At 60.4% G+C, this 23,242-nt stretch carries 19 protein-coding genes; 1 reads left to right on the top strand and 18 read right to left on the bottom strand.

The window, feature by feature from the left end:
• Positions 1–92 precede the first annotated feature (92 nt).
• Positions 93–611, bottom strand: a complete 519-nt coding sequence (locus ASH01S_RS08605) for an MFS transporter (RefSeq protein WP_067926546.1) — start codon at positions 609–611, stop codon at positions 93–95.
• Between the two features lie 194 nt (positions 612–805).
• On the opposite strand from ASH01S_RS08605, the gene ASH01S_RS18860 reads away from it, so the two are divergent.
• Positions 806–970: a hypothetical protein gene (locus ASH01S_RS18860; RefSeq protein WP_169794209.1), complete on the top strand. Its 165-nt coding sequence runs from the start codon at positions 806–808 to the stop codon at positions 968–970.
• Positions 971–1,031: 61 nt separating this feature from the next.
• Here the strand turns inward: ASH01S_RS18860 and ASH01S_RS08600 are convergent, their stop codons facing one another.
• From ASH01S_RS08600 to ASH01S_RS18955, 17 genes are all read right to left on the bottom strand, one after another.
• Positions 1,032–2,423, bottom strand: coding sequence for a protein kinase family protein (locus tag ASH01S_RS08600; RefSeq protein WP_067926543.1), 1,392 nt, complete (start codon positions 2,421–2,423; stop codon positions 1,032–1,034).
• Between the two features lie 32 nt (positions 2,424–2,455).
• Complete coding sequence (locus tag ASH01S_RS08595; protein ID WP_067926539.1) at positions 2,456–3,460, bottom strand: protein kinase family protein; 1,005 nt, start codon at positions 3,458–3,460, stop codon at positions 2,456–2,458.
• A 17-nt stretch (positions 3,461–3,477) separates the two neighbouring features.
• Complete coding sequence (locus ASH01S_RS08590) at positions 3,478–4,941, bottom strand: LysM peptidoglycan-binding domain-containing protein (protein ID WP_067926536.1); 1,464 nt, start codon at positions 4,939–4,941, stop codon at positions 3,478–3,480.
• A 171-nt stretch (positions 4,942–5,112) separates the two neighbouring features.
• Positions 5,113–6,405 carry a glutamate-1-semialdehyde 2,1-aminomutase gene (gene hemL / locus ASH01S_RS08585; protein WP_083516968.1) on the bottom strand — a complete coding sequence of 431 codons (1,293 nt, stop codon included), beginning with the start codon at positions 6,403–6,405 and terminating at the stop codon, positions 5,113–5,115.
• 24 nt (positions 6,406–6,429) lie between these two features.
• The gene (gene hemB, locus ASH01S_RS08580) at positions 6,430–7,410 is read right to left on the bottom strand and encodes a porphobilinogen synthase (protein ID WP_067926533.1); all 981 of its coding nucleotides are present in this window, start codon (positions 7,408–7,410) and stop codon (positions 6,430–6,432) included.
• A gap of 69 nt (positions 7,411–7,479) precedes the next feature.
• Entirely contained in the window at positions 7,480–8,283 is an 804-nt protein-coding gene (locus tag ASH01S_RS08575) for a uroporphyrinogen-III synthase (protein ID WP_067926530.1), read from the bottom strand.
• A complete protein-coding gene (gene hemC, locus ASH01S_RS08570) occupies positions 8,276–9,202 on the bottom strand; it encodes a hydroxymethylbilane synthase (protein ID WP_067926527.1) in 927 nt (308 codons plus the stop codon). Before hemC ends, ASH01S_RS08575 begins: the two co-directional genes overlap by 8 nt.
• A gap of 64 nt (positions 9,203–9,266) precedes the next feature.
• A complete protein-coding gene (ccsA, locus tag ASH01S_RS08565) occupies positions 9,267–10,082 on the bottom strand; it encodes a cytochrome c biogenesis protein CcsA (RefSeq protein WP_067926524.1) in 816 nt (271 codons plus the stop codon).
• An 11-nt stretch (positions 10,083–10,093) separates the two neighbouring features.
• Positions 10,094–11,512 (bottom strand): glutamyl-tRNA reductase, encoded by a 1,419-nt coding sequence (gene hemA / locus ASH01S_RS08560; RefSeq protein WP_067926521.1) that lies wholly within the window; start codon positions 11,510–11,512, stop codon positions 10,094–10,096.
• Between the two features lie 79 nt (positions 11,513–11,591).
• Positions 11,592–12,206 carry a ribosome biogenesis GTP-binding protein YihA/YsxC gene (gene yihA, locus ASH01S_RS08555; protein ID WP_067926518.1) on the bottom strand — a complete coding sequence of 205 codons (615 nt, stop codon included), beginning with the start codon at positions 12,204–12,206 and terminating at the stop codon, positions 11,592–11,594.
• Positions 12,203–14,623: an endopeptidase La gene (gene lon, locus ASH01S_RS08550; RefSeq protein ID WP_067926515.1), complete on the bottom strand. Its 2,421-nt coding sequence runs from the start codon at positions 14,621–14,623 to the stop codon at positions 12,203–12,205. Before lon ends, yihA begins: the two co-directional genes overlap by 4 nt.
• Positions 14,624–14,753: 130 nt before the next feature.
• Positions 14,754–16,442, bottom strand: a complete 1,689-nt coding sequence (lonB, locus tag ASH01S_RS08545) for an ATP-dependent protease LonB (RefSeq protein WP_083516965.1) — start codon at positions 16,440–16,442, stop codon at positions 14,754–14,756.
• Positions 16,443–16,622: 180 nt separating this feature from the next.
• On the bottom strand, positions 16,623–17,900 hold the full coding sequence (clpX, locus tag ASH01S_RS08540) for an ATP-dependent protease ATP-binding subunit ClpX (RefSeq protein WP_067926512.1): 1,278 nt from the start codon (positions 17,898–17,900) through the stop codon (positions 16,623–16,625).
• Positions 17,901–17,995: 95 nt separating this feature from the next.
• On the bottom strand, positions 17,996–18,589 hold the full coding sequence (gene clpP / locus ASH01S_RS08535; RefSeq protein ID WP_067926509.1) for an ATP-dependent Clp endopeptidase proteolytic subunit ClpP: 594 nt from the start codon (positions 18,587–18,589) through the stop codon (positions 17,996–17,998).
• 114 nt (positions 18,590–18,703) lie between these two features.
• Positions 18,704–19,996: a trigger factor gene (tig, locus tag ASH01S_RS08530; RefSeq protein ID WP_067926506.1), complete on the bottom strand. Its 1,293-nt coding sequence runs from the start codon at positions 19,994–19,996 to the stop codon at positions 18,704–18,706.
• A 1,271-nt stretch (positions 19,997–21,267) separates the two neighbouring features.
• Positions 21,268–22,662, bottom strand: a complete 1,395-nt coding sequence (locus ASH01S_RS08525) for a molybdopterin dinucleotide binding domain-containing protein (RefSeq protein WP_067926503.1) — start codon at positions 22,660–22,662, stop codon at positions 21,268–21,270.
• Between the two features lie 414 nt (positions 22,663–23,076).
• A partial coding sequence (locus tag ASH01S_RS18955; protein WP_174520725.1) for a transposase occupies positions 23,077–23,242 on the bottom strand: 166 nt, incomplete at its 5' end.

Here is a 23,242-nt window from a genome sequence, read left to right as displayed (position 1 = left end):
TACGAAGGAGGCACGCCTACTCCTTCCCGTCACAGCTCGACAATGGCGGATTTGCCCCGTATTGTATACACCCTCATGCCCCGTGTCAAGGGCTACTGACGGCGCTGTTTTCGTTTCCGCTTCTCCATCTGGCGCCGCCGGGTGTAAGGCGAATGGCCGCGCTGCGGCGGTGCAGGCTCCTTCTCGGTCGAAGGCACTTCACGCCGGCGCTTTTCCTCAGCCTCCGCCCGTTTTCTCTCCGACCAAGCGTTCAATCGATAATAGAGAACGGACCATACCAGACCAATCAACAAGGCGAATCCGTCCTCCAGCGCGGTCGCGCGCCAACCAACCTGAGCGAGGACAGACCATTCCAATTCGAACTGCAGCACCAGGTTGATGACGAACAGAGCCATGACGGCGGCGAGGGCATTGGCCACGGGGCGGTCCTTGACCCGCGGGACGACGAAATAACAAGCGATAATTTCGGCCAACGCTACGGTGTACAGCAATGAATAATGCACAGCGTATTTGGCGATCAGCTGCAGAACCACCAGACTGAGAACGGTGACGGCCAGCGTTTTCAGGTGCCAACCGCGCCAGACACCATTGCCATTCCAAAACTGCGGCAAGCGGACATCCCCCACTCCGTTGATGTGCGGCCGCTCCCTTAGGATATGGACAGACGGCCAAGTGTACTTTGATTATCTTATCAAAGCTGCGTTCGCCTGACCACCGCGGGGCTGGACAGGTCCTTTTTACCCCCTCCCGGCATATACATAAAGACAGTCATGCGGCGGGAAGCCGCACCGGGAGGAGGCGCCGCATGGGTTTCTTCTACGCCCTGGCTCGATTCGTCAAACTGCTTCTGGCCATCGCCATCTTTCTCTTGTTCCTGCGCGCCATTCTCTGGCCGAGTGCGTTGGACTTGTTCGTCCTCCTGTTGCTGTTCATCGTTTTCGCCGCCATGTTCATCAGCTCGCCGCCTTAACGCATCCACAATAAACGCGCACCCGCGTAGGTGCGCGCATTCTCGTCCCCCATCGCCCGCATCAGTTGGGCTTGGTCGACTCTTCCAGCGACCGCGCGTCCCCCCACAAGCGGATGCCCCGGTCCCGGTCGGGATATTCGCGCATCCGCCGGCGCTCCTCCTGGATCTGTTGGAGCCGCTCACGCTGACTCGGGCTGAGGCGAATCTGCAGGGTGGCTTCCTGCTCCGACTCCACGGTGGAGGCGAGGCCCGCACTTTCGGTGCTTCCGGCGGGCGGCGCCGTTCCCTCCTTCTCCGGAACGACAACCGATGCCACGGCGTGCACCGTCGCCCCCGGATCCAGCGGGGGCGACATGGGCGCGGCGGCGGCCATCGCGATCTCTGCCCCTGTTTCCCTGGAGGTCGGAACAAGAGCGTGCCGTCTCAGAAGTTCCTTGATGGCGCGCATCCGTCCCTCTTCCCGCTCGAGACTGGCCTCTAGGGCGTCCACGTAGTCTTCTTCCTCCCAAGCCAGGGCCCCATGGACGTACCAGCGGACCAGCTGCAGGCTCTGCATGGGAATCGCGAGCAGTGCCGCCAGCACCCGAACAGCGTCAGACCGCTCGCCATCCTCCACATTGCGCGCTCCCAGATACTTGTCAACCAACTGGCAGGTACATTCCACGTCCCAATCGTGCTGCGGCAGGTAGCGCTGCATCCAACTGGCAAGATCGGTTTCCGGCAACCCTGGGTGCACCCGCTCATAGTCGACAACGGTCACTGTGCCGCCGTTTAACAACGCGTCCCCGTGAAAACGGCCATGGCACACGTGACCAGCCGCTTTGGCGGCCTGCTCAAGGCGGCTGAACTCGATCCGCTGCAACTGCGCGGCCGCCTCGTCAATCCGCCGTTTCAGTTGATCGGCCACACCGGCAACCAGACGCTGAAAAGGGGTCGGATCCGCACCGTTTGCGGCCGATTCCATCCGCCGCACCTCGTCCATTCCCTCTCGCAGGCGAGCCGTCCAGGCGCTCGGGGTGGAGCCTGGTAGCCCGTCGGCGACCGGTAGACTGCCCAGAGCCGCCCGCTGCCACCCGGCCAGCGTTTGCACCGCCTGCTGCATCTGGCCGCTCTCCCGGAAATGACAGACGCTTCCGGAAAACCACGGTGTCACATAGTACACTCCCGAAGCATCGACAACGTACGGATCGCCATACAGCGTACGGACAAAGCGCGGGACGGGGCGCCATCCATGCGCGTGCACGGCTTCCGCGCACAGACTCGCAGCCTGCAGCTGGTCCCGCCCGACGCGCGCCCGGCGCAGCCAAAAAGAACCCGAATCCGTGCGGATTTTCACGCCCCCGCGAGCCGCCCGTAACCGTAATGGCCCGCGCCAGGGGTACTCGGCCAACAGGTCCGCCGGCGCCCCAAAGTCCTTCAACACCGCCTGCCCTTGATGCGCCCAAGCAGACACCCAATTTCACCTCCATCGCCATGCCCCATCACCTAGTCGTTCGCCAAAAGCCGCAGGGCACAATTGTGGTGAGCCTCAGCTGTGCGCCGCCAGGAGAGATCCTCATCGTCCGCATGGCCCGGCTGGGACAGCCACCCCAAAGCGGTCGCAATCCCCCGGTGCGGATAGACGGCAAACGCCCTTACCAGCCCCGCCTGTTCCGGGGACAGGGGGCGTATGGCATGGTAGCCAGCCAAGGCGTCTTCGACGCCATCGGCGTGTCCGGATTCGGCGATGTCCCGACACAGACACGCCAGGTCGTACAGCGCGTCGTCTCCCACCGGATCAGCCACGACCCGCGTGAAGATCCGCCCGTCCGCAAGCCGCCCCAGGGTCGCCAAGCGGTAGCCGTTCCAGGCCACGCTCCGCTCCCTCCTGGCCCGTTCGGCCACGTCGTCGTACCCCATCCGCGGCAGCCGCTCGAGGGCCTGTTCAGCCAGGTCCGTCCAGCGCGTCAACCAATCGGAGCGCAGCCGCTTGCGGGTCACGGTATCGCTCGCCAGCAGCTGCACGCGGACACGCGCCAGCGCGTCCACCCCGCGGCGGAACCGGGACGCCCAGGTGCCGTAGCGCTGCCGCAGTACTGCGGGCTGTCCCAGCGTCTCGCCCAGGCCCGACAAAGCCGCATGCAGGTGGGCGAGATTTTGAGCGGCATCACGGACATCGGTGGGGGTGACTTCTAGAGCCGGAGCGTCCCAGTCCAGCGTGATGTAGGCGACCGTCCGCTCGTCCACCGGAATCAGGCGTTCATGGTACAGGTTGGACAGGGGGCGGGGTACGCGGCGAAACCCATGCCGGGCAGCATAGTCGGCCACCGCCATGCGCAGGCCGGCCACCTCCTTGGCCGCCGTCCACAACTGGTATCGCCCGTCGGCCGCCGCCACCGAGCAAGGTCCGCTTGTTTCGACCGTGTTCGCCACCAGGCGCGCCTTGGGGAAGGCGAAACTGTGCAGACACCACGCCGCAAGCTCTGGATCCAGTGTGCGTGCCGTTGGCATCCTGTCTCTCGCCACCTTTAGCGGCTGGGGATGAGCAGCGTCTGACCAGCATACAGGGTGGTTCCGGACGACAGGCGATTGATCCGCAGCAACTCCTGCTTGCTACAGCCCAGCCGTTCAGCCAGGTCATCCACCGATTCTTCCTCGAGCACAATCGCAAAGCGCATGGTGTACGTCCGTTCGGGCGCACTGAAGTCGACGAACGACCACATGTGGCCGACTCCAGGTTTGTCTTCGGCCCGCTCCCAATCAGCGTCGGCCGCCGTCGCCGCCCCGTCGCCTGGGGCCGACTCCAAGGAAACCGAGTCCGCCGCAGCGGCTGGGCGCCCATCCCTGTCGCCGAGCAGGTCCCGCTCGTCCGGCCATCCCCCGTAGCGAATCTGCGGTCCGAAGCCTGCGGCCGCCGGCGAGCCTGCGACTGTGCCATCACGCACCGTATCCAGCGATCCCGCTTCCGCCAGTGTGGCGGGGGGTCGCCGGATCTCATCGGCCGAAAGCTGGTGTTCAAATTCAAACTCGGCAATCGCCGTGTCCTCTTCGCTGGCTGATTCTCGCACCGGCGGTTCCTGCAAACCCGCAGCCCCGCTCACTTCCTCCTCCCGCCGTGTCCGCGCGTCCCCGGGCTCGGGCGACGGTTGGCGCACATGTTCCTGCTCCGGTTCCGCTTCGGAATGAACCGGTGACTGTGACTCCCGACCGCTGCCGGCAAGGGCCCGATCATAGCGCTTCAACTCTCCGGGGAGAGAATCAGGTTCCCCTTGGCCCTCTGGCTGCGGCGCTTGTGCATCCGCGCCGCCGCGGGCCCAGCTGATGGCGTCCGCCGAATCGTCACCTTGCGCGGATCCGCGTAACAATTCAAATTCTTGCTGGGCCCCCTCGCTCTGACCTGACTTCATCGAAGCACTGTCCGAAACCTCACTGGGCTCGTCTGCCAGCAGCCGGTTCTGGGGCGAATCCACCCAGTCCGTATCCTCGCTGGCATCCAACTGAGGCGCCTGGCCAAACCACACGTCTCCTTCTTCTTGCGCTCCGCACTGAAAGTGGTAGCCTTCTTCCGCATTCAAGCCGAAGATCGCCAAATCGGCCACCACACGTACCCAGCCGGTGCCCACGACCTCCAGCTTCCATCTGGCAATGCGACTGGTCACGTTCATCACGCTGCGCGGCTGGCCGTCGACCGGCACGCGGAAAGTGAACGGCATCCGGTGGTGCACGTGTTCCACGCTGCCGTCCGTCATCCCGAACCCGAGGATATCGTCCATCTCCTGTCCCTGTTCATCCGCTCCCGCTTCCCCGCGCTGAATGTAACCGGCAAATACGATGGCTCCTTCCAGCACGTACGCGTCCCCAATGCGTTCAAACGACGTGACCTCGGTGGCGACGGTTGCGTCCTCAATCACGTCTCCGTCGCGGACCACGTCGAGAAACACCTCTTGATTGATGTCGAGGTGAATCCCCGGAGTACGGTCCGATTCGTTCACGGTCCGGTTCCCTCCTTGCGACTGGCATACGTTCTCTACCACCGTATGCCCGGGCCCAAACCATTATGTGCCGTGGCCAGGCTCGGCTTCGGCCCGCGCGTAACCCAAAAAAGCCCACGGTCAAGGCGCTGGCCTTGGACCGCAGGCAGACAGGAACGTGATGGCACTCCACTATAGAGCGCGCATGGCCTGATGGATAGCCTCTTGAGTAGCAGACAGCTCCGATTTCCCATGCACGGCCGATAAAAACCCGGATTCCAGTTGAGAGGGAGGCAGCAACACTCCCGCTCGCAACAGGGCGTGGAAGAAGCGGGCGTACAGCCCATCATCCGACGCTTTCGCGGACTGGAAATTGGTGACAGGACCGGGGTGGAAGAATAGCCCGAACATCGCCCCAATGGCATGCCCCCATACCGGAATTCCGTGCTCCCGGCCCGCCTCGAGGAACGCGTCGACCAGCTGCCGGCCGTAGTCCTCCAATCGTTGGTACAGCCCCTCGGCAGCCGCCCGCCGCAGCCAGCGCAAGGTGGTCAGTCCAGCCGCCATCGCCAGCGGATTGCCGGACAGGGTCCCCGCTTGATACACCGGACCGCTCGGAGCCACAAGCCCCATGATCTCCCGCTTGCCGCCGTAGGCACCGACCGGCAGTCCCCCGCCAATCACCTTGCCCAACGTAATGAGGTCCGGGTGCAGGTCAAAGCGGGCGGCGGCGCCGCCCAACGCCACCCGGAACCCGGTCATAACCTCATCCAGAATGAACAGACCGCCATGCTCATGCACCAGGTTCTGCAGGCCCTCCAGGTAGCCCGGCTTGGGTGGGACTCCGCCCATATTTCCGGCCACGCCTTCCACGATAATCGCCGCGATCCGCTCGCCTTCACGGGCGAACAAATCCCGAGCCGCATCCAAGTCATTATACGGCAGGGTGAGTGTGGCCTCCGCGGTCGCCCTGGGGACACCGGGGCTATCCGGCAACCCCAGGGTCGCCACGCCCGATCCGGCCTTGACCAGGAGGCTGTCGGCGTGCCCGTGATAGCAGCCTTCGAACTTCACGATGTGGGTGCGCCCCGTGTACGCGCGCGCCAAGCGCAAGGCGCTCATGGTAGCCTCCGTGCCGCTGTTGACCATGCGGACGACCTCAATGGCCGGCACCAATTCGTGGACCATCCGGGCCATTTCCGTTTCCAGCTCGGTGGGAATGCCGAAGCTGGTTCCCCTGGCCGCCGCCTCCACCACCGCCTGCACCACCTCCGGGTGCGTATGGCCGAGAATCAGTGGCCCCCAGGACAGAACGTAATCGATGTAGCGATGTCCGTCGATATCATACAGGTACGCGCCCTCGCCGCGCTCCGCAAAGAACGGCTCTCCGCCGACGGCAGCGAACGCCCGTACGGGACTGTTGACTCCGCCAGGCATCCATCGTTTCGCCTCGGCAAAAGCGGCTTGTGATTTCACTCCCGCCACGTTGCTCTCCCCTTTCCCGAGCGCTCAGCCACGCTCTTCGCGCCACCAGCGGGCAGCATCCTTCGCATGATAGGTCAACACGAAATCGGCGCCCGCCCGCTTGAACGAGGTCAACATCTCGGACACGACGGCGCGCTCGTCAATCCAGCCGTTGTGCGCGGCAGCCTTGACCATGCTGTATTCGCCGCTGACGTTGTAGGTCGCGACTGGATAATCAAACCGCTGCCGCAGCCTGGCCACGACATCGAGATACGACAGTGCCGGCTTCACCATCAGCATGTCGGCCCCTTCGTCAATGTCCGCCGCCGCCTCGCGCAGCGCTTCCCGCGCATTGGCCGCGTCCATTTGGTAGGTCCGCCGGTCCCCGAAGGCAGGCGCCGAGTGGGCCGCTTCCCGAAAGGGGCCGTAGAACGCGGAGGCATACTTGACCGCGTAGGACAGGATGGCCACCTGGGTCAGCCCCGCGTCATCCAGCGCCCGCCGGATGGCCGCCACGCGTCCGTCCATCATGTCGGACGGCGCGACCACATCCGCCCCTGCCTCGGCATGGGACACGGCCGTGCGAGCGATGTAGTGCAGGCTCTCGTCGTTGACAATCTCACCGTCCCGCACGATGCCGCAGTGCCCGGCCGGATTGTATTGGCAGAGGCACACGTCGGTCATCACCAACAGGTCCGGGTTCTCAGCTTTCACCACCCGGATGGCCTCCTGGACGATTCCGCGCTCCGCGTAGGCGCTTGAGCTTAGTTCATCCTTTTCGAGCGGAATGCCGAAGAGGATGAGGCCCGGGATGCCCAGCTCCGAGAGTTCCACAGCCTCGCGGCGCAACTCTTCCAGGCCCAAGTGGTCCACGCCGGGCATGGCTGGTATCGGATGGCGGCCCGATAATCCTTCCTGGACAAAGACAGGATAAATGAAGTCCGTTGGGGACCACTCGTACTCCCGCACCAACCGGCGCATGGCTGCACTCGTCCGCAGTCGGCGATGACGAATAAACGTCTCCATTGTCGATTCCCTCCTCACGAATTTCCACGATACCCGCGGGCGCAGCACTGGATTCGCATGCGTGCCTCCCTACCCGCTGCTCTTGGCTCGAAGCTGCACCAACGCCTCCACCATACCCGTATCGGACGGGTGTGGTGCCACCGCATCGACCGGCCGACCGCACTCCGCGCAGGCACGGGCCGTCGTCTCCCCCACAGCGAGCAACAGCAGGCGTTGCCCCAGCAGCAGTGGGCGAGCCTGCTCCAGAAAGGCGCGCGCCGCAGAGGGGCTGTATAAAAACACGGCGAGACAGGCGTTCAAATTTGTAAAGACCCGCCATTCTTCCGGCGGCACTTGGATGGTCGTGGTCCGATAGCACACCGTGTCGACCACCGTATGCCCCGCCCGCACCAACGGATCGTACACGTCCGCAGGAGTGAGATTGCCGTGCGGAAACCAGACTCGGCTGCCCGGCGACAGGCGGCGGGCAAGCTGAGAAAACACTTCGCGAGCGCCGCGCGCCCCGCTCGGCACCTCCACGCGCGCTGCCAACTGGCCAGCCGCACGGGCCGTCGCACTCCCGACCGCGTAGACGGTGGGCCACCGTGCAGGCTCCACCCCGCCTGATGCGACGGCCGTCTGGACGGCCGCAACAGCGTTTTGCGACGTGAAGACCACCGCATCAAACGTGTCCACAGCCGCCCCAATCATCTGCACATCGGCGATGGCCACCGGTTCGATGTCGATGAGCGGCTGGGAGCAAGCGCGCGCACCCAGCCGCTGCAACAGCTCCATGACGGGTTGGGCCTGGTTGCGCGGGCGGGTAACCAAAACAAAGACCCCGGTGAGCGGATGGGGATCTGGCGACGCGGGCGGCTGGAGGTGCTCAGCCATGCACGGCCGCCCCGCTTTCGAGCCAGGGGCCAGCACCGCGCGCCAGCAATTCTTCCGCCAGCCGGATGCCCAGACGGCGGGGATCGGCGTCCACGGCTGTGCCGCGCATGATTGGGGTGCCGCTTGCGGCGGCCACCATCCCCACCATCCGCCACCGCCCGTCGCCGTTGGGACAAGCAAAGGCGCCGATGGGAACCTGGCAACTCCCGCCAAGCCGGGCCAAAAAGGCGCGCTCGGCGGTGGCGGCGGCTTCCGTCTGCGCATCCGCAATCAACCGCAGAAGTGAGAGGAGTGGGCTGTCATCTTCACGGCACTCCACAGCCAACACCCCTTGTCCCACCGCCGGAATAAACGTGTTCGGCGGCAAGCGCAGCGTGATCTCCGCCTCCCACCGCATGCGCACCAGTCCCGCCGCCGCCAGCACAATGGCATCCACATCCCCCTCGCGCAACCGGCGCAGACGGGTATCGATGTTGCCACGCAAAGGTTCAATCAACAGGTCTGGCCGCAGTTCTTGCAGTTGCGCCGCACGCCGCAGGCTGGAGGTGCCGACGCGCGAGCCTGCGGGCAGCTCATGGAGACCCACGCCGGTGCGCGATATCCAGGCGTCGGACGGGTCTTCACGCCGAGGCATGGCGGCTAGTGTCAGACCAGGAGCCAACTCGGCCGGTACGTCCTTCAGGCTGTGCACCGCGAAATCCGCGCGCCCATCCAACAGGGTCTGCTCAATTTCGGACACAAACAGGCCCTTGCCGCCGATTTGTGAGAGGCTGACTCCCTGCACCCGATCCCCCTTGGTGACCACGGGCACAATCTCAAAGTTGATGTCCGGGTGTGCCGCCCGCAGCTGTTCCATCACCCACCGGGTCTGGGTCATCGCGAGCTGGCTGCGTCGCGATGCGACACGAATGGTTGGCATCTTCCCACCCACTTTCTCAGCAATTGGCATGGGGTGCGCGGCGATCCCGCGTCCCAGGCGCCTGTCAGAGGGACCTGTGCCACCAGGAGAAACTGCCCACAATGACCAGATTGGCCAGCACACCCCAAAAACACACCACCGTATACCACGCCAGCCGGCGTCCCCCCCAGCCGCGCCGCACACGCAGCAGGAGGTACACCCCGTACATGAACCAGAGCACAATGGTGGCGATGATTTTGGGGTCCTGCACGGGGACGCGGCCCAAGCGCAGTTCCCCCCACACGACACCCAGGACCATCGCCGACAGCAGCAGCGGAAACCCCACAAGAACGCCGATAAAGGTCAACTGGTCCAGGTGTTCCAGGGAACCCAGCCGGAAATACCAACCATTCCACTTGCGCTGCCGCAGACACCACTCCTGCACAAGATACATGACGGCAAACACGAACGCAAAGGAAAAGGCGGCATAGCTCGCCACCGCCAAAACGATGTGTAAGACCAATACGTCCCCCGTCCCCGTTGGGTGTGGCAGCGGCCGCGGATACACGAACAGGTCCACGACTACCAGCACGAAGCCGACAGCATTGGCAAAAAACAAGATCAAGTCGAAACGAAAGACACTGTCAACCACCAGAGCCACCACGAGGATCAGCCAGGACAGCAGGAGCAACGAGTCAAAGGCACTGTATACAGGCACCCTTTTCAACGGCGACAGGCGCTGCCAGAGCAACACCGTCTCAAGCACAAACACCCCAAACAACAAAACCAGCGCCGTTCGATTGACGAGCCGGCGCGGCCGCATCGCGTCCACAAAGAAGAGCATGAGGCTCAGGGCGTAGATCACCGTCAAGGCGTCGAACAGAAGCCGTAGGCTAGACACGGCCGACCATCCTAGCGGAGCACGGGGTGCAGTGGGGAATCGGCCGTGGCGCGGCCAGGTTTGGCCATCGATTCGCTCCATCGCTGGACGAAATCAGCGAAGGTCAAACGGGCGGATCTGTTCGCATCAGTCTCCAGCATGACCTGCTTCCCAAACTCCGCCAGGTCCTCGTCCGTAATCCCGAACAGCCGGGCAAAGACTTCCATATGCCTCGTGCCCCCAGGATAGGCGGACAACTCCTTCATGTTGCGAATCGGATCGCGCAAGAGCTGATTGACGATGCTCATCGTGTGCTTGTGAATCAACTTCCATTCCCGCTCGTCCAACTCGGGAAGCTTGTTGCGCAGGCTCTCCATCACGCTCGTCTGAATGGACTCACCTTTGGCTCGAAGGGCCGCGATGACGGGGACCACCTCTTGCTCGGACAGCCAGCGCGAATACGCCTGTAGGCTGTCAGCAATCATTCCGCGTACAATGTCGGCCTGACGTTCCCGTTCCCGCCGATTCGCAGTCACCACACCCTGCAGGTCGTCGATGTCATAGAGGTACACGTTATCCAGTTCGCGCACCCGCTCATCGATGTCGCGGGGCACCGCGATATCCAACAGCAACAGCGGCCGTGGTCGGTGTCCGCTCGCACGCTGCACCATATCCAACGAGACCACCGGCTCCGATGCCCCCGTGGAGGAGATGACCACGTCAGCCCGGGTCAGCTCTTGCTCGAGGTCGTTCCACGGGACCGCCGTCGCGCCGACACGCGCCGCCAGTTCCTCCGCTTTCTCCATCGTGCGATTGAGCACCACCAGACGCTTCGCACTATGGGCCGTCAGGTGCTGCAGCGTAAGTTCTCCCGTTTGGCCGGCGCCGATGACCAATACGCGTTTGTCATGCAGGGAGCCAAACACCTTGCGGGCCAACTGCACCGCCGCGTAGCTTACCGACACCGGCAATTGCCCAACACTTGTCTCTGTCTGTGCCCGCTTGCCCAGCTGCAGAGCCATTTCAAACATGCGGTTGAGCATCATGCCGGTATTGCCAGCCTCTTTCGCCGCAAGAAAGGCGAACCGCACCTGCCCGAGAATCTGAGTTTCTCCCAGCACCATCGAATCCAACCCAGCGGCCACCTCCATCAGGTGGATAACCGCCTCCGCCCCATGATACACATAGACATGCTGCAACATGTCGGGCTTATCCAGCCCGGCCCGCCGGGCCAACCAGGTTATTAAGAAATCCTCGCCCGCTTTGTACGAGCTGACCACCGCGTAGACCTCGGTGCGGTTGCAAGTGGAGACAATGGCACTCTCCAGCAGCGTACTTCGCTCCAACAGCTCAGCCAACGCCTCAGGCAACTCGGCGTCCCCGATGCTCACCCGCTCGCGCAGTGCGACCGGGGCTGTGCGGTGATTCAAACCAAGGCCGAGGATGTGCATTCCCAATCACCAGATCTCTCTTGAATATGGCACAGACCTAACGGCCTGCCTTTGCTCGCCTTCCATTATATCACTCGCATCACTCGTCCGAAGAATTCGTGGATGGACGATCCGTGACACCCAAGTCATCTTCCAGTATCGCCCACAGGGCATCGATGCCCATATTCTTCTCAGCGGAAACAGACAACACGTCCCAGGGGGAATCCAGCTCGCGACGAATTCGCGTCGGGGCCTGCACCCATTCAGACCGCTTGACCTTGTCCGCCTTGGTAGCCACGATGAGCACCGGCACCCCAAGATCCAGCAACCAGCGGTGCATGGCCAGGTCATCGCGGGACGGATGGTGGCGGATGTCCACCAAGTGCAGCACGCGGACGAGCGGATCGCGCTGTTGCAGATACGTGTGAATCATACGCTGAAACGCAGCCCGCTCACCCTTTCCGACCGCCGCATAGCCATATCCAGGCAAGTCTGCAAAGCGAAATCTTTCATTGACGCGATAGAAATTGATCTGCTGGGTCTTCCCCGGCTTGCTGGAGACGCGCGCCAAGTGGCGCCGGCCCAGCAGCCGATTGAGCAGGGAGGATTTCCCCACATTGCTGCGGCCGACAAACGCAAACTCGGGCAATCCGTCGGCCGGCCACTGCGCCGGCCGCACGGCGCTCAATTCGAAAGCGAGCGAGCGGATCTTCATTGGTGCGTCTGCTCCCCCTCCGAAGATTCCTGAACCAAGGACGCAATGAACGCGTGCTCTGGGTCAAACGCAGCCTCGCCTCGCGAGGGTGGCGGGATGAGCGCAGCGTCCAGAACCTCGTCCATGTGTCGGACCATGTGCAGTGTCAGGTCCTTGCGCACTGAATCCGGAATGTCGCGCAGGTCTCGCTCGTTCTCCTTGGGAAACAGAACGGTCTGAATGCCCGCCCGGTGCGCGGCCAGCACTTTCTCCTTCAGACCGCCAATCGGCAGCACGCGTCCCCGCAGAGTCACCTCGCCCGTCATGGCGACAAGCCGGGAGACGGGACGATTGGTCAATGCCGACGCGATGGCTGTGGCCATGGTGATGCCGGCCGAAGGTCCATCCTTGGGAATGGCGCCCTCCGGAACGTGAATGTGAATGTCGACGCGCTCAAGAAAGTCACTGGATATATCCAGAACTCGGGCGCGAGAGCGAACATAGGTGAGCGCGGTTTGAGCGCTCTCCTTCATTACGTCGCCCAAATGTCCAGTCAAGACCAGCTGACCACGCCCCGGAACGACCGAGACCTCCACGGTCAAGGTATCGCCGCCCGCAGCAGTCCAGGCCAGACCGGTCACCACTCCGATTTCATCCCGCTCCTCAATTCGCCCAAACCGGTACGCAGGCGGTCCCAGATAAGTCTGTAGCAGGGACTCGCTCACCACCACTCGTTTCTTCCCGCCACCGGCGATTTCCCGTGCAGCCTTGCGGCAAACGGCGGCAAGCAGCCGGTCCAATTGACGCACGCCGGCCTCCCGTGTGTAGCCTCGAATCAGCGATTGAAGCACCGCATCACCTACTCGCAGCCGGTCCCCGGCCAGGGCGTGATTCCGTTTCTGTTTCGGCAGCAGATGATGTCTGGCAATTTGCAGCTTCTCCCACTCGGTGTACCCTGAGAGTTGAATGACCTCCATGCGATCCCGCAAGGGACCGGGCACCTGATAAATGTCGTTGGCGGTGGTGATGAATAGGACGTCCGACAGGTCAAACGGAATCTCTATGTAATGGTCAGAAAACGAATGGTTCTGTTCGGGATCCAGCACCTCCAGCATGGCCGAAGCCGGATCACCGCGAAAATCGCTCGCCATTTTGTCGATCTCGTCCAGCAAAAACACAGGGTTCCGTACACCAGCCTGTTTCATGCCCTGGAGAATGCGCCCCGGCAGGGCGCCGATGTACGTCCTGCGGTGTCCGCGAATCTCCGCCTCGTCCCGCACTCCGCCCAGTGATACACGCACAAACGGGCGCTGCAACGATTGTGCAATGGACCGAGCGAGGGACGTCTTACCCACTCCAGGCGGGCCATACAGGCAGATGATAGGTCCCCGCTGTTGATCAGTCAGCTTCTGGACAGCCAGGAACTCCAGGATCCGGTCTTTCACCTTCTCCAATCCGTAGTGTTGTTCGTTCAGCACCCGTTCCGCCCTGCGCAAGTCGACGACCGATTCGGCCGTGTCCAGCCACGGCAACGCCAGCAGCCAATCGATGTAGGTCCGCGCCACCGTCCCCTCGGCGGCCGCCGCAGGGATGCGCTCCAGCCTGTCGATCTCCTTTTCCACGCGCTGTCTCACGGTTTCGGGCAGCGCCCGTTGCTGAAGCTTCTCGCGCAGTTCTTCAATCTCGGCTGTCCGTCCGTTCTGGTCTCCCAGTTCCTTTTGAATCGCCTTCATCTGCTCGCGCAGATAATATTCCTTCTGCGTGCGTTCCATTTGCTTGCGCACGCGCTGGTGTATGGCGCGCTCCAGCTCCAGAACCTCGCGCTCGTCAGACAGGATGCCGAGCAGTTTCTCCAGCCGGAGCTTGACATCAATGGTCTCCAACAGCGCCTGCTTGTCCCTGATCTTGAGCGGCAAATGAGAAGCCACCGTGTCAGCCAGCCGACCGGGTTCCTCGATCTCGAGGACCGTGGAGAATGTATCCTCATCAATCTTTTTCGACAGCTTGACGTATTGTTCAAACTGCTGGGTCACAGACCGAATCAACGCCTGCATCTCCGATGTGGTCGCATCCACCGGAGGTTCCACTAGCGTATCCACCCGCACTTCAAACCAGGGGTCCTCGCGCGTAAACTGGACGATGCGCACCCGCTGCACCCCGGCAACAAACACCCGAATGGTCCCGTTGGGCAGCTTCATTAACTGCTTGATTTCCACCAGGGTACCCGTACGATAGAGATCATCCGCGGACGGATCGTCTATTTGGCCATCCTTCTGAGAAGCCAATACCATCCGGTGGTCCGACGCGGCGGAACGCTCTAGCGCCTTTACGGATCTGTCCCTTCCGACATCGAAATGGAGCACCATTCCCGGATAGACCAGCAATCCCCGCAGGGGCAACAACGGAAGCAGCTCTTGTGCATCCCCGTATGCGCTCAACGTCCCACCTCCGCGATTGCACCGCCTTCTTGAGGGTGGGCGAGTCGCGCAACAAGCGCGCGGCGTGCCCATCCCATTCGATAGGAATTTATTTTACTGAATCCACAGGGAGAAGTCTAACCACGTGCCCTCAGGGAGCAGTCTGTACGGACGGAACGGCAGGATTGACAGACAGCGACGCCGGTTTGGCCGACAGGCTCAGGTCGACCCCGCCAACGAGTGCCAACCGCAGTACGTCTTCAAATCGCTCTACCGGAATCACCTTCAGGCCATCCAGACGCTGAAACGATTCCTGCCAGTTGTCCTTGGGTATCAGCACAATCTCGGCGCCCGCGTCCCTCGCCGCTTCAATCTTCACCGGAACACCGCCCACTGGCCGAACCAGACCGCGGATGGAGATCTCACCCGTCATCGCCAGCTTGCTCAATACCGGAATCCCGCGCACTGCCGAATAAATGGCCGTCGCCATAGCCACTCCTGCACTCGGCCCATCCACCGGCAAGCCACCGGGGAAGTTGAGGTGAATGTGGTAGTTGGCCGCATCCAAGCCCGTCAGGCGCCGCAGCGCCGTCAGCACGTTGTCTACCGAGGCCCGGGCCATCGAGCGCCGCCGGACTGTCCGATCCCGGCCGCCCAACGTTTCTTCTTCCACCAATCCGGTGATGGTCAGCCGTCCCTCCCCCGGCGCCGTGGGCACCGCCGTGGCCTCCAATTCGAGCAGCGCGCCCACGCCGGGGCCCCCGACGGCCAGTCCGTTGACCACACCAATCTGGGGCTGATGCGCAACCTGGATGTCTGGCCGTGGATTGAGCTGGCTGAACTGGACCACCCACTGCACATCACCCAAGGTAATGGATTGGCGACCCTCGGTCAGCGCGATACCGCCGGCTGTCTGCACGATATTCACCGCGTCGCGGCCGTTGGTCGCATACTTGGCCACCTCCTCCACCGCCTCGTCGGGCATCGGTAAGCTAATCTTGTCACAAGCCCTGCGTACGATGCGGCGGATCTCGGGACGGGATAGCGGCCGAAAGAAAATCTCAAGGCAGCGAGAGCGAATGGCGGGGGGGATGTCCTCCGGCAACCGGGTGGTCGCTCCGACCAAGCGAAAATCCGCCGGCAGACCATTTTGAAAGATGTCGTGAACATGCGGCGGAATGTTGCTGTCCTGAGAACTGTAGTAGGCGCTTTCCAGAAAGACCTTGCGGTCTTCCAGTACCTTGAGCAGTTTGTTCATTTGAATGGGATGCAGTTCTCCGATCTCGTCGATGAACAGCAATCCGCCATGCGCCTTGGTGACAGCACCCGGTTTGGGCTGGGGAATGCCAGCCATCCCCATGGCTCCCGCTCCCTGATAGATAGGATCGTGGACGGATCCGATGAGCGGGTCCGCAATCCCCCGTTCGTCAAAACGGGCCGTCGTGGCATCCAGCTCAATAAATTTAGCGTCATCTTGAAACGGCGACGCAGGATTCTTCTTGGCCTCCTCCAGGATGACCCGGGCAGCAGCCGTCTTGCCCACCCCAGGCGGGCCGTAGATCAAGACATGTTGAGGGTTCGGACCGCATAGGGCTGCCCGCAAAGCTCGCAATCCGTCTTCCTGGCCCACGATGTCGTCCAGTGAACTAGGACGGGTTTTTTCTGCCAGCGGCTCCGTTAACGAGATAGCCCGCAACTTCTTGAGCTTGTCAAGCTCCTTGCGAGACTCCCGCTCGATCGCGTGCCGGCTGTGGTTTTGGGTCTTCAACAGGTTCCAAAAATACAACCCAATCACCACAGCAAAGAAGAGTTGGATTACGGCCAGGATGGTGGCGCTCATCGATGACCCCTCCCTTATAAAAAACACCGATGCAACCAGTATTCCCGGCCCTATCCTGCCGTAAACAAGGCAATGGCGCCCGACTCATCGTCGGGCGCCACCGCACCAATCCTATATTTCACCGCCGCGGTTTCGCACAGCCCCTCCAGAACGCAAGGCGTCCCAGGGGGGTTCATCACATTACGCGGTTTCCTCGGATGTGCGAACAATTTGGGAAATTTTCCCATCCTTCCCAATGAGCACAGGGCCTTGCTCCCGAGTAGCCGCCTCCTTGGTGATGAGACATCTCTGCACATCGTCCCGCGCCGGCAACTCGTACATCACGTCCAACATGATCCCTTCAATGATGGAGCGCAGACCACGCGCCCCCGTCCCGCGCTTGATGGCTTCCCTGGCAATGCTCGACAAGGCCTCGTCTTCGAATTCGAGCTTCACGCCGTCCATTTCCAGCAGCTTCTGGTACTGCTTGACCAGAGCGTTCTTCGGCTCCACCAAGATCTGCTTCAGAGCCTGTTCATCCAGCGCGGTCAAGGTGGTCACCACCGGCAAACGACCTGTGAACTCGGGAATAAGCCCAAACTTCATCAAATCCTCCGGCAGCACCTTGGATAGCACATCCTCATCGGATCGCAGGTTGACCGATTCTGTACGGTTCCCGAAACCAATCACCTTGCGGCCCAAACGACGCTTGATAATCGGCTCAATGCCGTCAAAGGCGCCGCCGCAGACGAACAAAATATTGGTCGTGTCAATTTGAATAAACTCCTGATGTGGGTGCTTGCGACCTCCCTGAGGGGGAACGCTCGCCACGGTACCCTCCAGAATTTTCAGCAAGGCCTGCTGAACGCCTTCGCCCGACACATCACGGGTGATAGACGGATTTTCCGATTTGCGGGCAATCTTATCGATCTCGTCGATATAGATGATCCCGCGCTCCGCCTTCTCGACATCATAGTCGGCCGCCTGGATGAGCTTGAGCAGAATGTTCTCGACATCTTCACCCACGTAGCCCGCTTCGGTCAAAGTGGTTGCGTCTGCAATCGCAAACGGTACGTTCAAGATGCGAGCCAGTGTCTGTGCAAGCAGCGTCTTCCCGCTGCCAGTGGGACCAATGAGCAGAATGTTGCTCTTGGCTAATTCCACATCGTCGCTCTTCGCGGCCCCCGAATTGATCCGTTTGTAGTGATTATAAACCGCCACCGACAGCGACTTTTTGGCATTCTCCTGACCAATCACGTACTGGTCCAGGATTTCCTTAATCTCCGTCGGCTTCGGGATATCCTTGAGCTCGAACTCCTCGTCTTCGCCAAGCTGCTCCTCGACGATTTCGTTGCACAGCTCGATGCATTCGTCACAGATATACACACCAGGACCAGCCACCAATTTGCGCACTTGCTCCTGGGTCTTACCGCAGAAAGAGCATTTCAGTTGGCCCTTTTCCTCGTTGAACTTGAACATCACAATCCCTCCCTCTGGCTAGATGTTCGACAACGGAGGGTCAAGTCACGCGATCGACCGCTTCCGAATGCAAGAACGGCAACTTCCCGGCCCCGTCACACCTGCAGACCCGCGCCTGGAAGCACCTCGTCGATGATGCCGTAGGCCTTGGCTTCAGCTGCGGACAGGAAGTTATCACGGTCGGTATCCTGCTCCACCTGCTCAAAAGGTTGCCCCGTGTGATGCGCCAAAATCCGGTTGAGCTTTTCCTTGGTCTTCAAAATCCAATCGGCATGGATCTTGATATCCGACGCCTGCCCTTGAACGCCACCCAGCGGCTGGTGAATCATGACCTCACTGTTGGGCAACGCGTAGCGCTTACCCTTGGCGCCAGCCGCCAGCAGGAACGCACCCATGCTGGCCGCCAAGCCAACACACATGGTGGATACATCCGGTTTGATGTGCTGCATTGTATCGTAAATCGCCAATCCGGCTGTCACAGAACCACCCGGGCTGTTGATGTACAGTTGGATGTCTCGGTCCGGATCGTCCGCAGCCAGGAACAAGAGCTGCGCGACAATCGAATTGGCCACATAATCGTCAATTGGCGTCCCAAGAATGATAATCCGATCCCGAAGCAGCCTCGAGTAAATGTCATAGGACCGCTCGCCGCGGCTAGTCTGCTCGATGACAATGGGCGTCAAGCTCATCGCCAAGCCCTCCTTCGCCGTTCCCTGCCCATGTGACCGGGCCTGCGACTTTGAGAAAACAAGGCACGAACACGTGCCTTGTTTCCCCTGCTGTCATCGACATTGTACATCAATTCACTTGCGAACGCTATTCTCAACCAGGAAAGAAACCGTCTTGCGGGTCGTGAGATCACTGCGCAGCCCTGACAAACCCGGGTCGCGCAGGGACAAAATCTGCTCCACACGCTCCTGTTCGAGGCCGGCTGATTCCGCAATCTTCGCGACCTCTGCCTTCACTTCTTCATCCGTGGCGGCGAGACCTTCCCGCTCTGCAATCGCCTCCAGGACAAGGCTCGTGCGCACCCGCTGCTCCGCCGCGTCCCGGAACTGCTCACGCAGTTCATCCCGGGTCTGTCCTGTGAATTCCAGGTAGCCGTCCAACGGGATCTGCTGCATGGACAACTGTTCTGCAAAGTGCCCCAATTGATGGTCAATCTCGTGGTCAATCATCACGCTCGGAATATCAATCGTTGCATTGGCAGCTACCTTCTCGACCACTTGATCTTCCAAATACCGCTGGTGATCCTGTTGCATGCGCTCCTCCAGACGCTTGCGAACATCGGCGACAAATTCGTCTACCGTCTCAAAATCGCTGATTTCTTGAACGAATTCTTCGTCCAAGTCTCGCAGGATCTTGCGCTTCACGTCATGGAGCACGACGTGGAACACAGCTTCCTTGCCAGCCAACGCCTTGACATGGTAATCCTCCGGAAACGCAACAGTAATGTCCCGCTCTTCAGTCGGCTTCATACCGACCAACTGTTCCTCAAAGCCTTTGATGAACACACCCGAACCAATCTCGAGCTGATAGTTTTCCGCCTCACCGCCCTCGAACGGTTCCCCATCGACGGTGCCGCGAAAGTCAATGTTGACTAGATCCCCCTGCTCGACCTCCCCGTCCTCCACAACCTGGAGTTCGGCATGGGCCTTGCGGATGTTGGTGAGTTCTTCTTCCACCAATTCATCCGTTACTTCAAACGTTTTATCCTCCACCTCGACTCCCTTATAGGGACCGAGGACCACCTCAGGCTTCACAGTGACCGTCGCCTTGAAGATGAACGGTTTCCCCGACTCCACCTGTACGACATCGACGTCAGGCTGTGCTACCGGCTCAATCCCCGCCTCCTGCACCGCTTCATCGTAGGCGCGCGGCAAGAGATACTCCACTGCATCCTGGTAAAGGGATTCGACGCCGAAGCGCATCTCAAAAACTTTGCGTGGGACCCTGCCCTTGCGAAAACCTGGAACGTTAACACGTTTAACTACGCGTTTGAATGCATAGTCCAATGCTTCTGCAAATCGGTCGCTGGGGACTTCGACCTCCAGCACGCCGACATTGGCTTCAGTTTTTTCCCATTTCGCTGTCATGCACGGTTCCTCCCCAAATCCTTCGGCCACCAGCAGCCGCGGTCATTCTACCAGCCCTGCCTCCCACAGGCTGCACGCACGCCTGAAGGCAATCACAAGCCGTTTCATTATACCATGTTCTAGACAAGCGACAACCGACAAAGCACCCCGGGTCCGGATGACTTGTTCCGCATACACATACAAGCCGCACACATTGTCGTGCCTTATCGTACCACTTATGGTCGTGCCTTCTCAACTCACGCATGCAACGGCTGGCGCATACTCTCTAGCATACCGGAGCGGCAGCATACGCCCAAGGGCCGACGCTCTGAGCCTTGCTGCCGCACCCGCAGGATTCAACACCATCAACTGAAGGGGTATCCACAATCCATGGCAATCCAATTCATGAATCAGTTGCTCCAGTATCGGAGTTTGACATCGGGGACGGGACCTATGGCTATCCGCTAATTTTATGGAAGGAACAGGCCAGGTTAAACATCGGAAAGTATTGCTTTTGGAGTCACGATTGGAAACGGAGCGGTCATCGGGGCGCGGAGCATCGTCGCCAAGGACGTGGCGCCTGATTCCATTGTGGTAGAGAATCCAGCCCGCCATATTCGCTTTCGATTCGATCCGGACACCATCCGCGCTCTGGAGCCCATCTGCTGGTGGGACTGGCCGTTGGAGAAAAATCATGCAGGATCACTGCATGAGACACGCTGCAGCCACTACCAAAAGCGGATTGCGTCGGTGGTGGAGCGCCCGCTCGGTCACGTGCAGAGCCTAACGAGAAGGCTCCGCCCAAGCGGCAGAGCCTGTGTTGGTATGCGACTCCTTACCCGTAATATCCAGAATATCCAGGTCGGTAACAACGTGCTCCCGGACATCCCGGATCGACAACTACATTCCTTGTGACAGGTTGATAAAAGTGCTGCGGCACGTTCACAATGACATGCCGATTGATGTTCACAATCGGATGGACGTAAGGAACCATCCGAGGGATGTAGTGGTCACGGACACAGTAATGAGGAGGACATATGATGGGCGGGCAATTCACTTCAAGTCACCCCCAGGAGAAATGCAGGCTGTCTGATTAACATGCTGCTCCGCCGGTTACCGGAATGAGCAAGATGAACAGTACAAAGATGATAAGAAACACAACCGCCCAGCGTGTAAATGCGCCAAAACAACCGTCCATGCGTCATCCCCCTTTCAGATTGACGTGCAGTTTACCATACGAAATCAGGCCCTCATTCGCAGCGACGCTTGCCTATGCTTGTCTGTCTGCTCCCTCAGGGGATCGATTCCAGCTGTTCACATCCTTGCTCAAAATCTGATTGATAAATTGCGGGCCATTGTCCGAAATCCGTCTCCATGAGGGAAAGATCTGCCTGTCGAAACCGCGGCCAGATGTCCACTCGGCGGTACGGTAAATACGGTGGAATGACGACATTCGAAACTGAAAGGATCTCAAGGGTTCGACCGATGTCTGACTTGTACGGCGGCAGCAGGCGATTGGCCTGAGCCAATTGCTCCGCCGTGAGTCGGTACCTCTGTGCGATGCTGTCCAGGCTTTCTCCCTGCTTCCAAACATGGGTACGGCGGATCTTTTCGATCCGGCAGGCGGATTGCTTAAAGGTTGGCTGTTTCGATACTCGGTCGACAAAATCAACTGTGAGGTCATTGGCTGCCTGATTCTCCTGCCAACTGCCAAAGTGAAACGGCACGAATACCACACCCGGTCGAATCGTGTCTACAATCCGAGCTGGTACCTCAATACTGCCGCGCGGTGATACGACTCTCAAGAATTCGCCCGGGAGGATCGACAGGGCTTCCGCATCCATCGGATGAATCTCGACGTATCCCTGCGGTGCAACGACATGCAGGTAGGGTGATCGAGCCGTCTTGGTTCGCGTGTGCCAATGCCAGACTACGCGGCCGGTCGTGAGCCACAACGGGTATTCGGGGGTCGGACATTCCGCCGGCGGGTAGTAGACCAAACCGTACAGGATGGCTCGCCCGTTGGCGCCGAGGAGTTCGAACTCTCGGCGGGTGCGATAGCGACCCGTGTTGGGGTCTTTACCGTAACTCTGCACTTCGTCGGGGCGGGTATGAAATACCCAATCTTCGTACAGTCGTACCGTGCCGTTGGGGCGCTGTGCGTCGGCGGGCCAGCGGATCCCACGACGGGCCTTGATAGAATCGTAGGTCATGCCGGTCATGTCGCATGGTCGACCGCAGGAAACCTCTTTCCATTCCTCAAAGCATCCCCTCGGTGTCGTGTACCGGATGAGCGGCTGGCCGTCCTTGTCGCGAAAATCCATGCGCCGCGCGTAGTCGAGCAGGATGTAGAAATCAGCTCGGGTCCCAGGCGGTGAAGGAACAGCGATTTCACACAGGTTGATGGTTCGGTCGGCATTCTCCATTAGGCCTTCCTTCTCTCCCCACATGGCGGTGGGCAAGACGATGTTGGCCACCTCTGTGGTCTCCGTTAGGAAGGCGTCCTGAACCACGACGAAAGCTCGCTCCATGGCTCTGCGAGCGCGCCGTCGGTTCGGCAGAGAAACCAGCGGGTTGGTGTGGATGTTCCAGAACAGTTCCAGTTTGCCTATCTCCATCAGGTACACCATATGTTCGATATCCTTTTCCGGCCCAATCTCCAAATGCGACGGTTCTACGTTCCACAATCTCGCCATCTCTTTAATGTGTTTGATGAGAAAATAGGGTTCCATTGAGGCAGTGAATTCAGGGGTGACCCTGTTATTGGGCAATAGGATGCCCAGGACGCATAAATGACCTTTTGCGCTTGGTATGTTACACCAAATCTGGTTCTAGTTTGATTACCGTGTATCCCTGTTTTTGAAGACGGCGGATCATTAGCTCCTCGGTGGATACAGGCTTACGCTTTTCGAGGTAGTCGTGGCCAAGTTCGTTATAAGGAGTACCCGTCCTGAGCAAATGGTACGCAATTACCAAGATCTTGTGCGCAACCACGACAGTGGCTCGTTTCTTCCCTTTACGCCCGGCCACTGACCAGAACTTTGAACCCAGAAAGGTTCGAGTTTTACTTGCTGCCCAAGCTGCCTCGAGTAGCGCAGATTTTAGCGCTTGGTTGCCCTGCGTCGTTTTCGTCCGTTTTTTTTACCAGCACTCTCGTTATTGCCGGGGCTGAGTCCAGCCCACGATGAAAGGTGGGATGCCGAAGGAAATACGGACATGTCCGTTCCAATCTCAGAAAGGATCACCTTGGCTACAGTGGGTCCTGTC

The sequence above is a fragment of the Alicyclobacillus shizuokensis NBRC 103103 genome (assembly GCF_001552255.1).
Lineage (GTDB): Bacteria > Bacillota > Bacilli > Alicyclobacillales > Alicyclobacillaceae > Alicyclobacillus_G > Alicyclobacillus_G shizuokensis.
The sequence above is the reverse complement of the archived record's forward strand: the minus strand, read 5'-3'. Positions and strand labels throughout refer to the sequence as shown.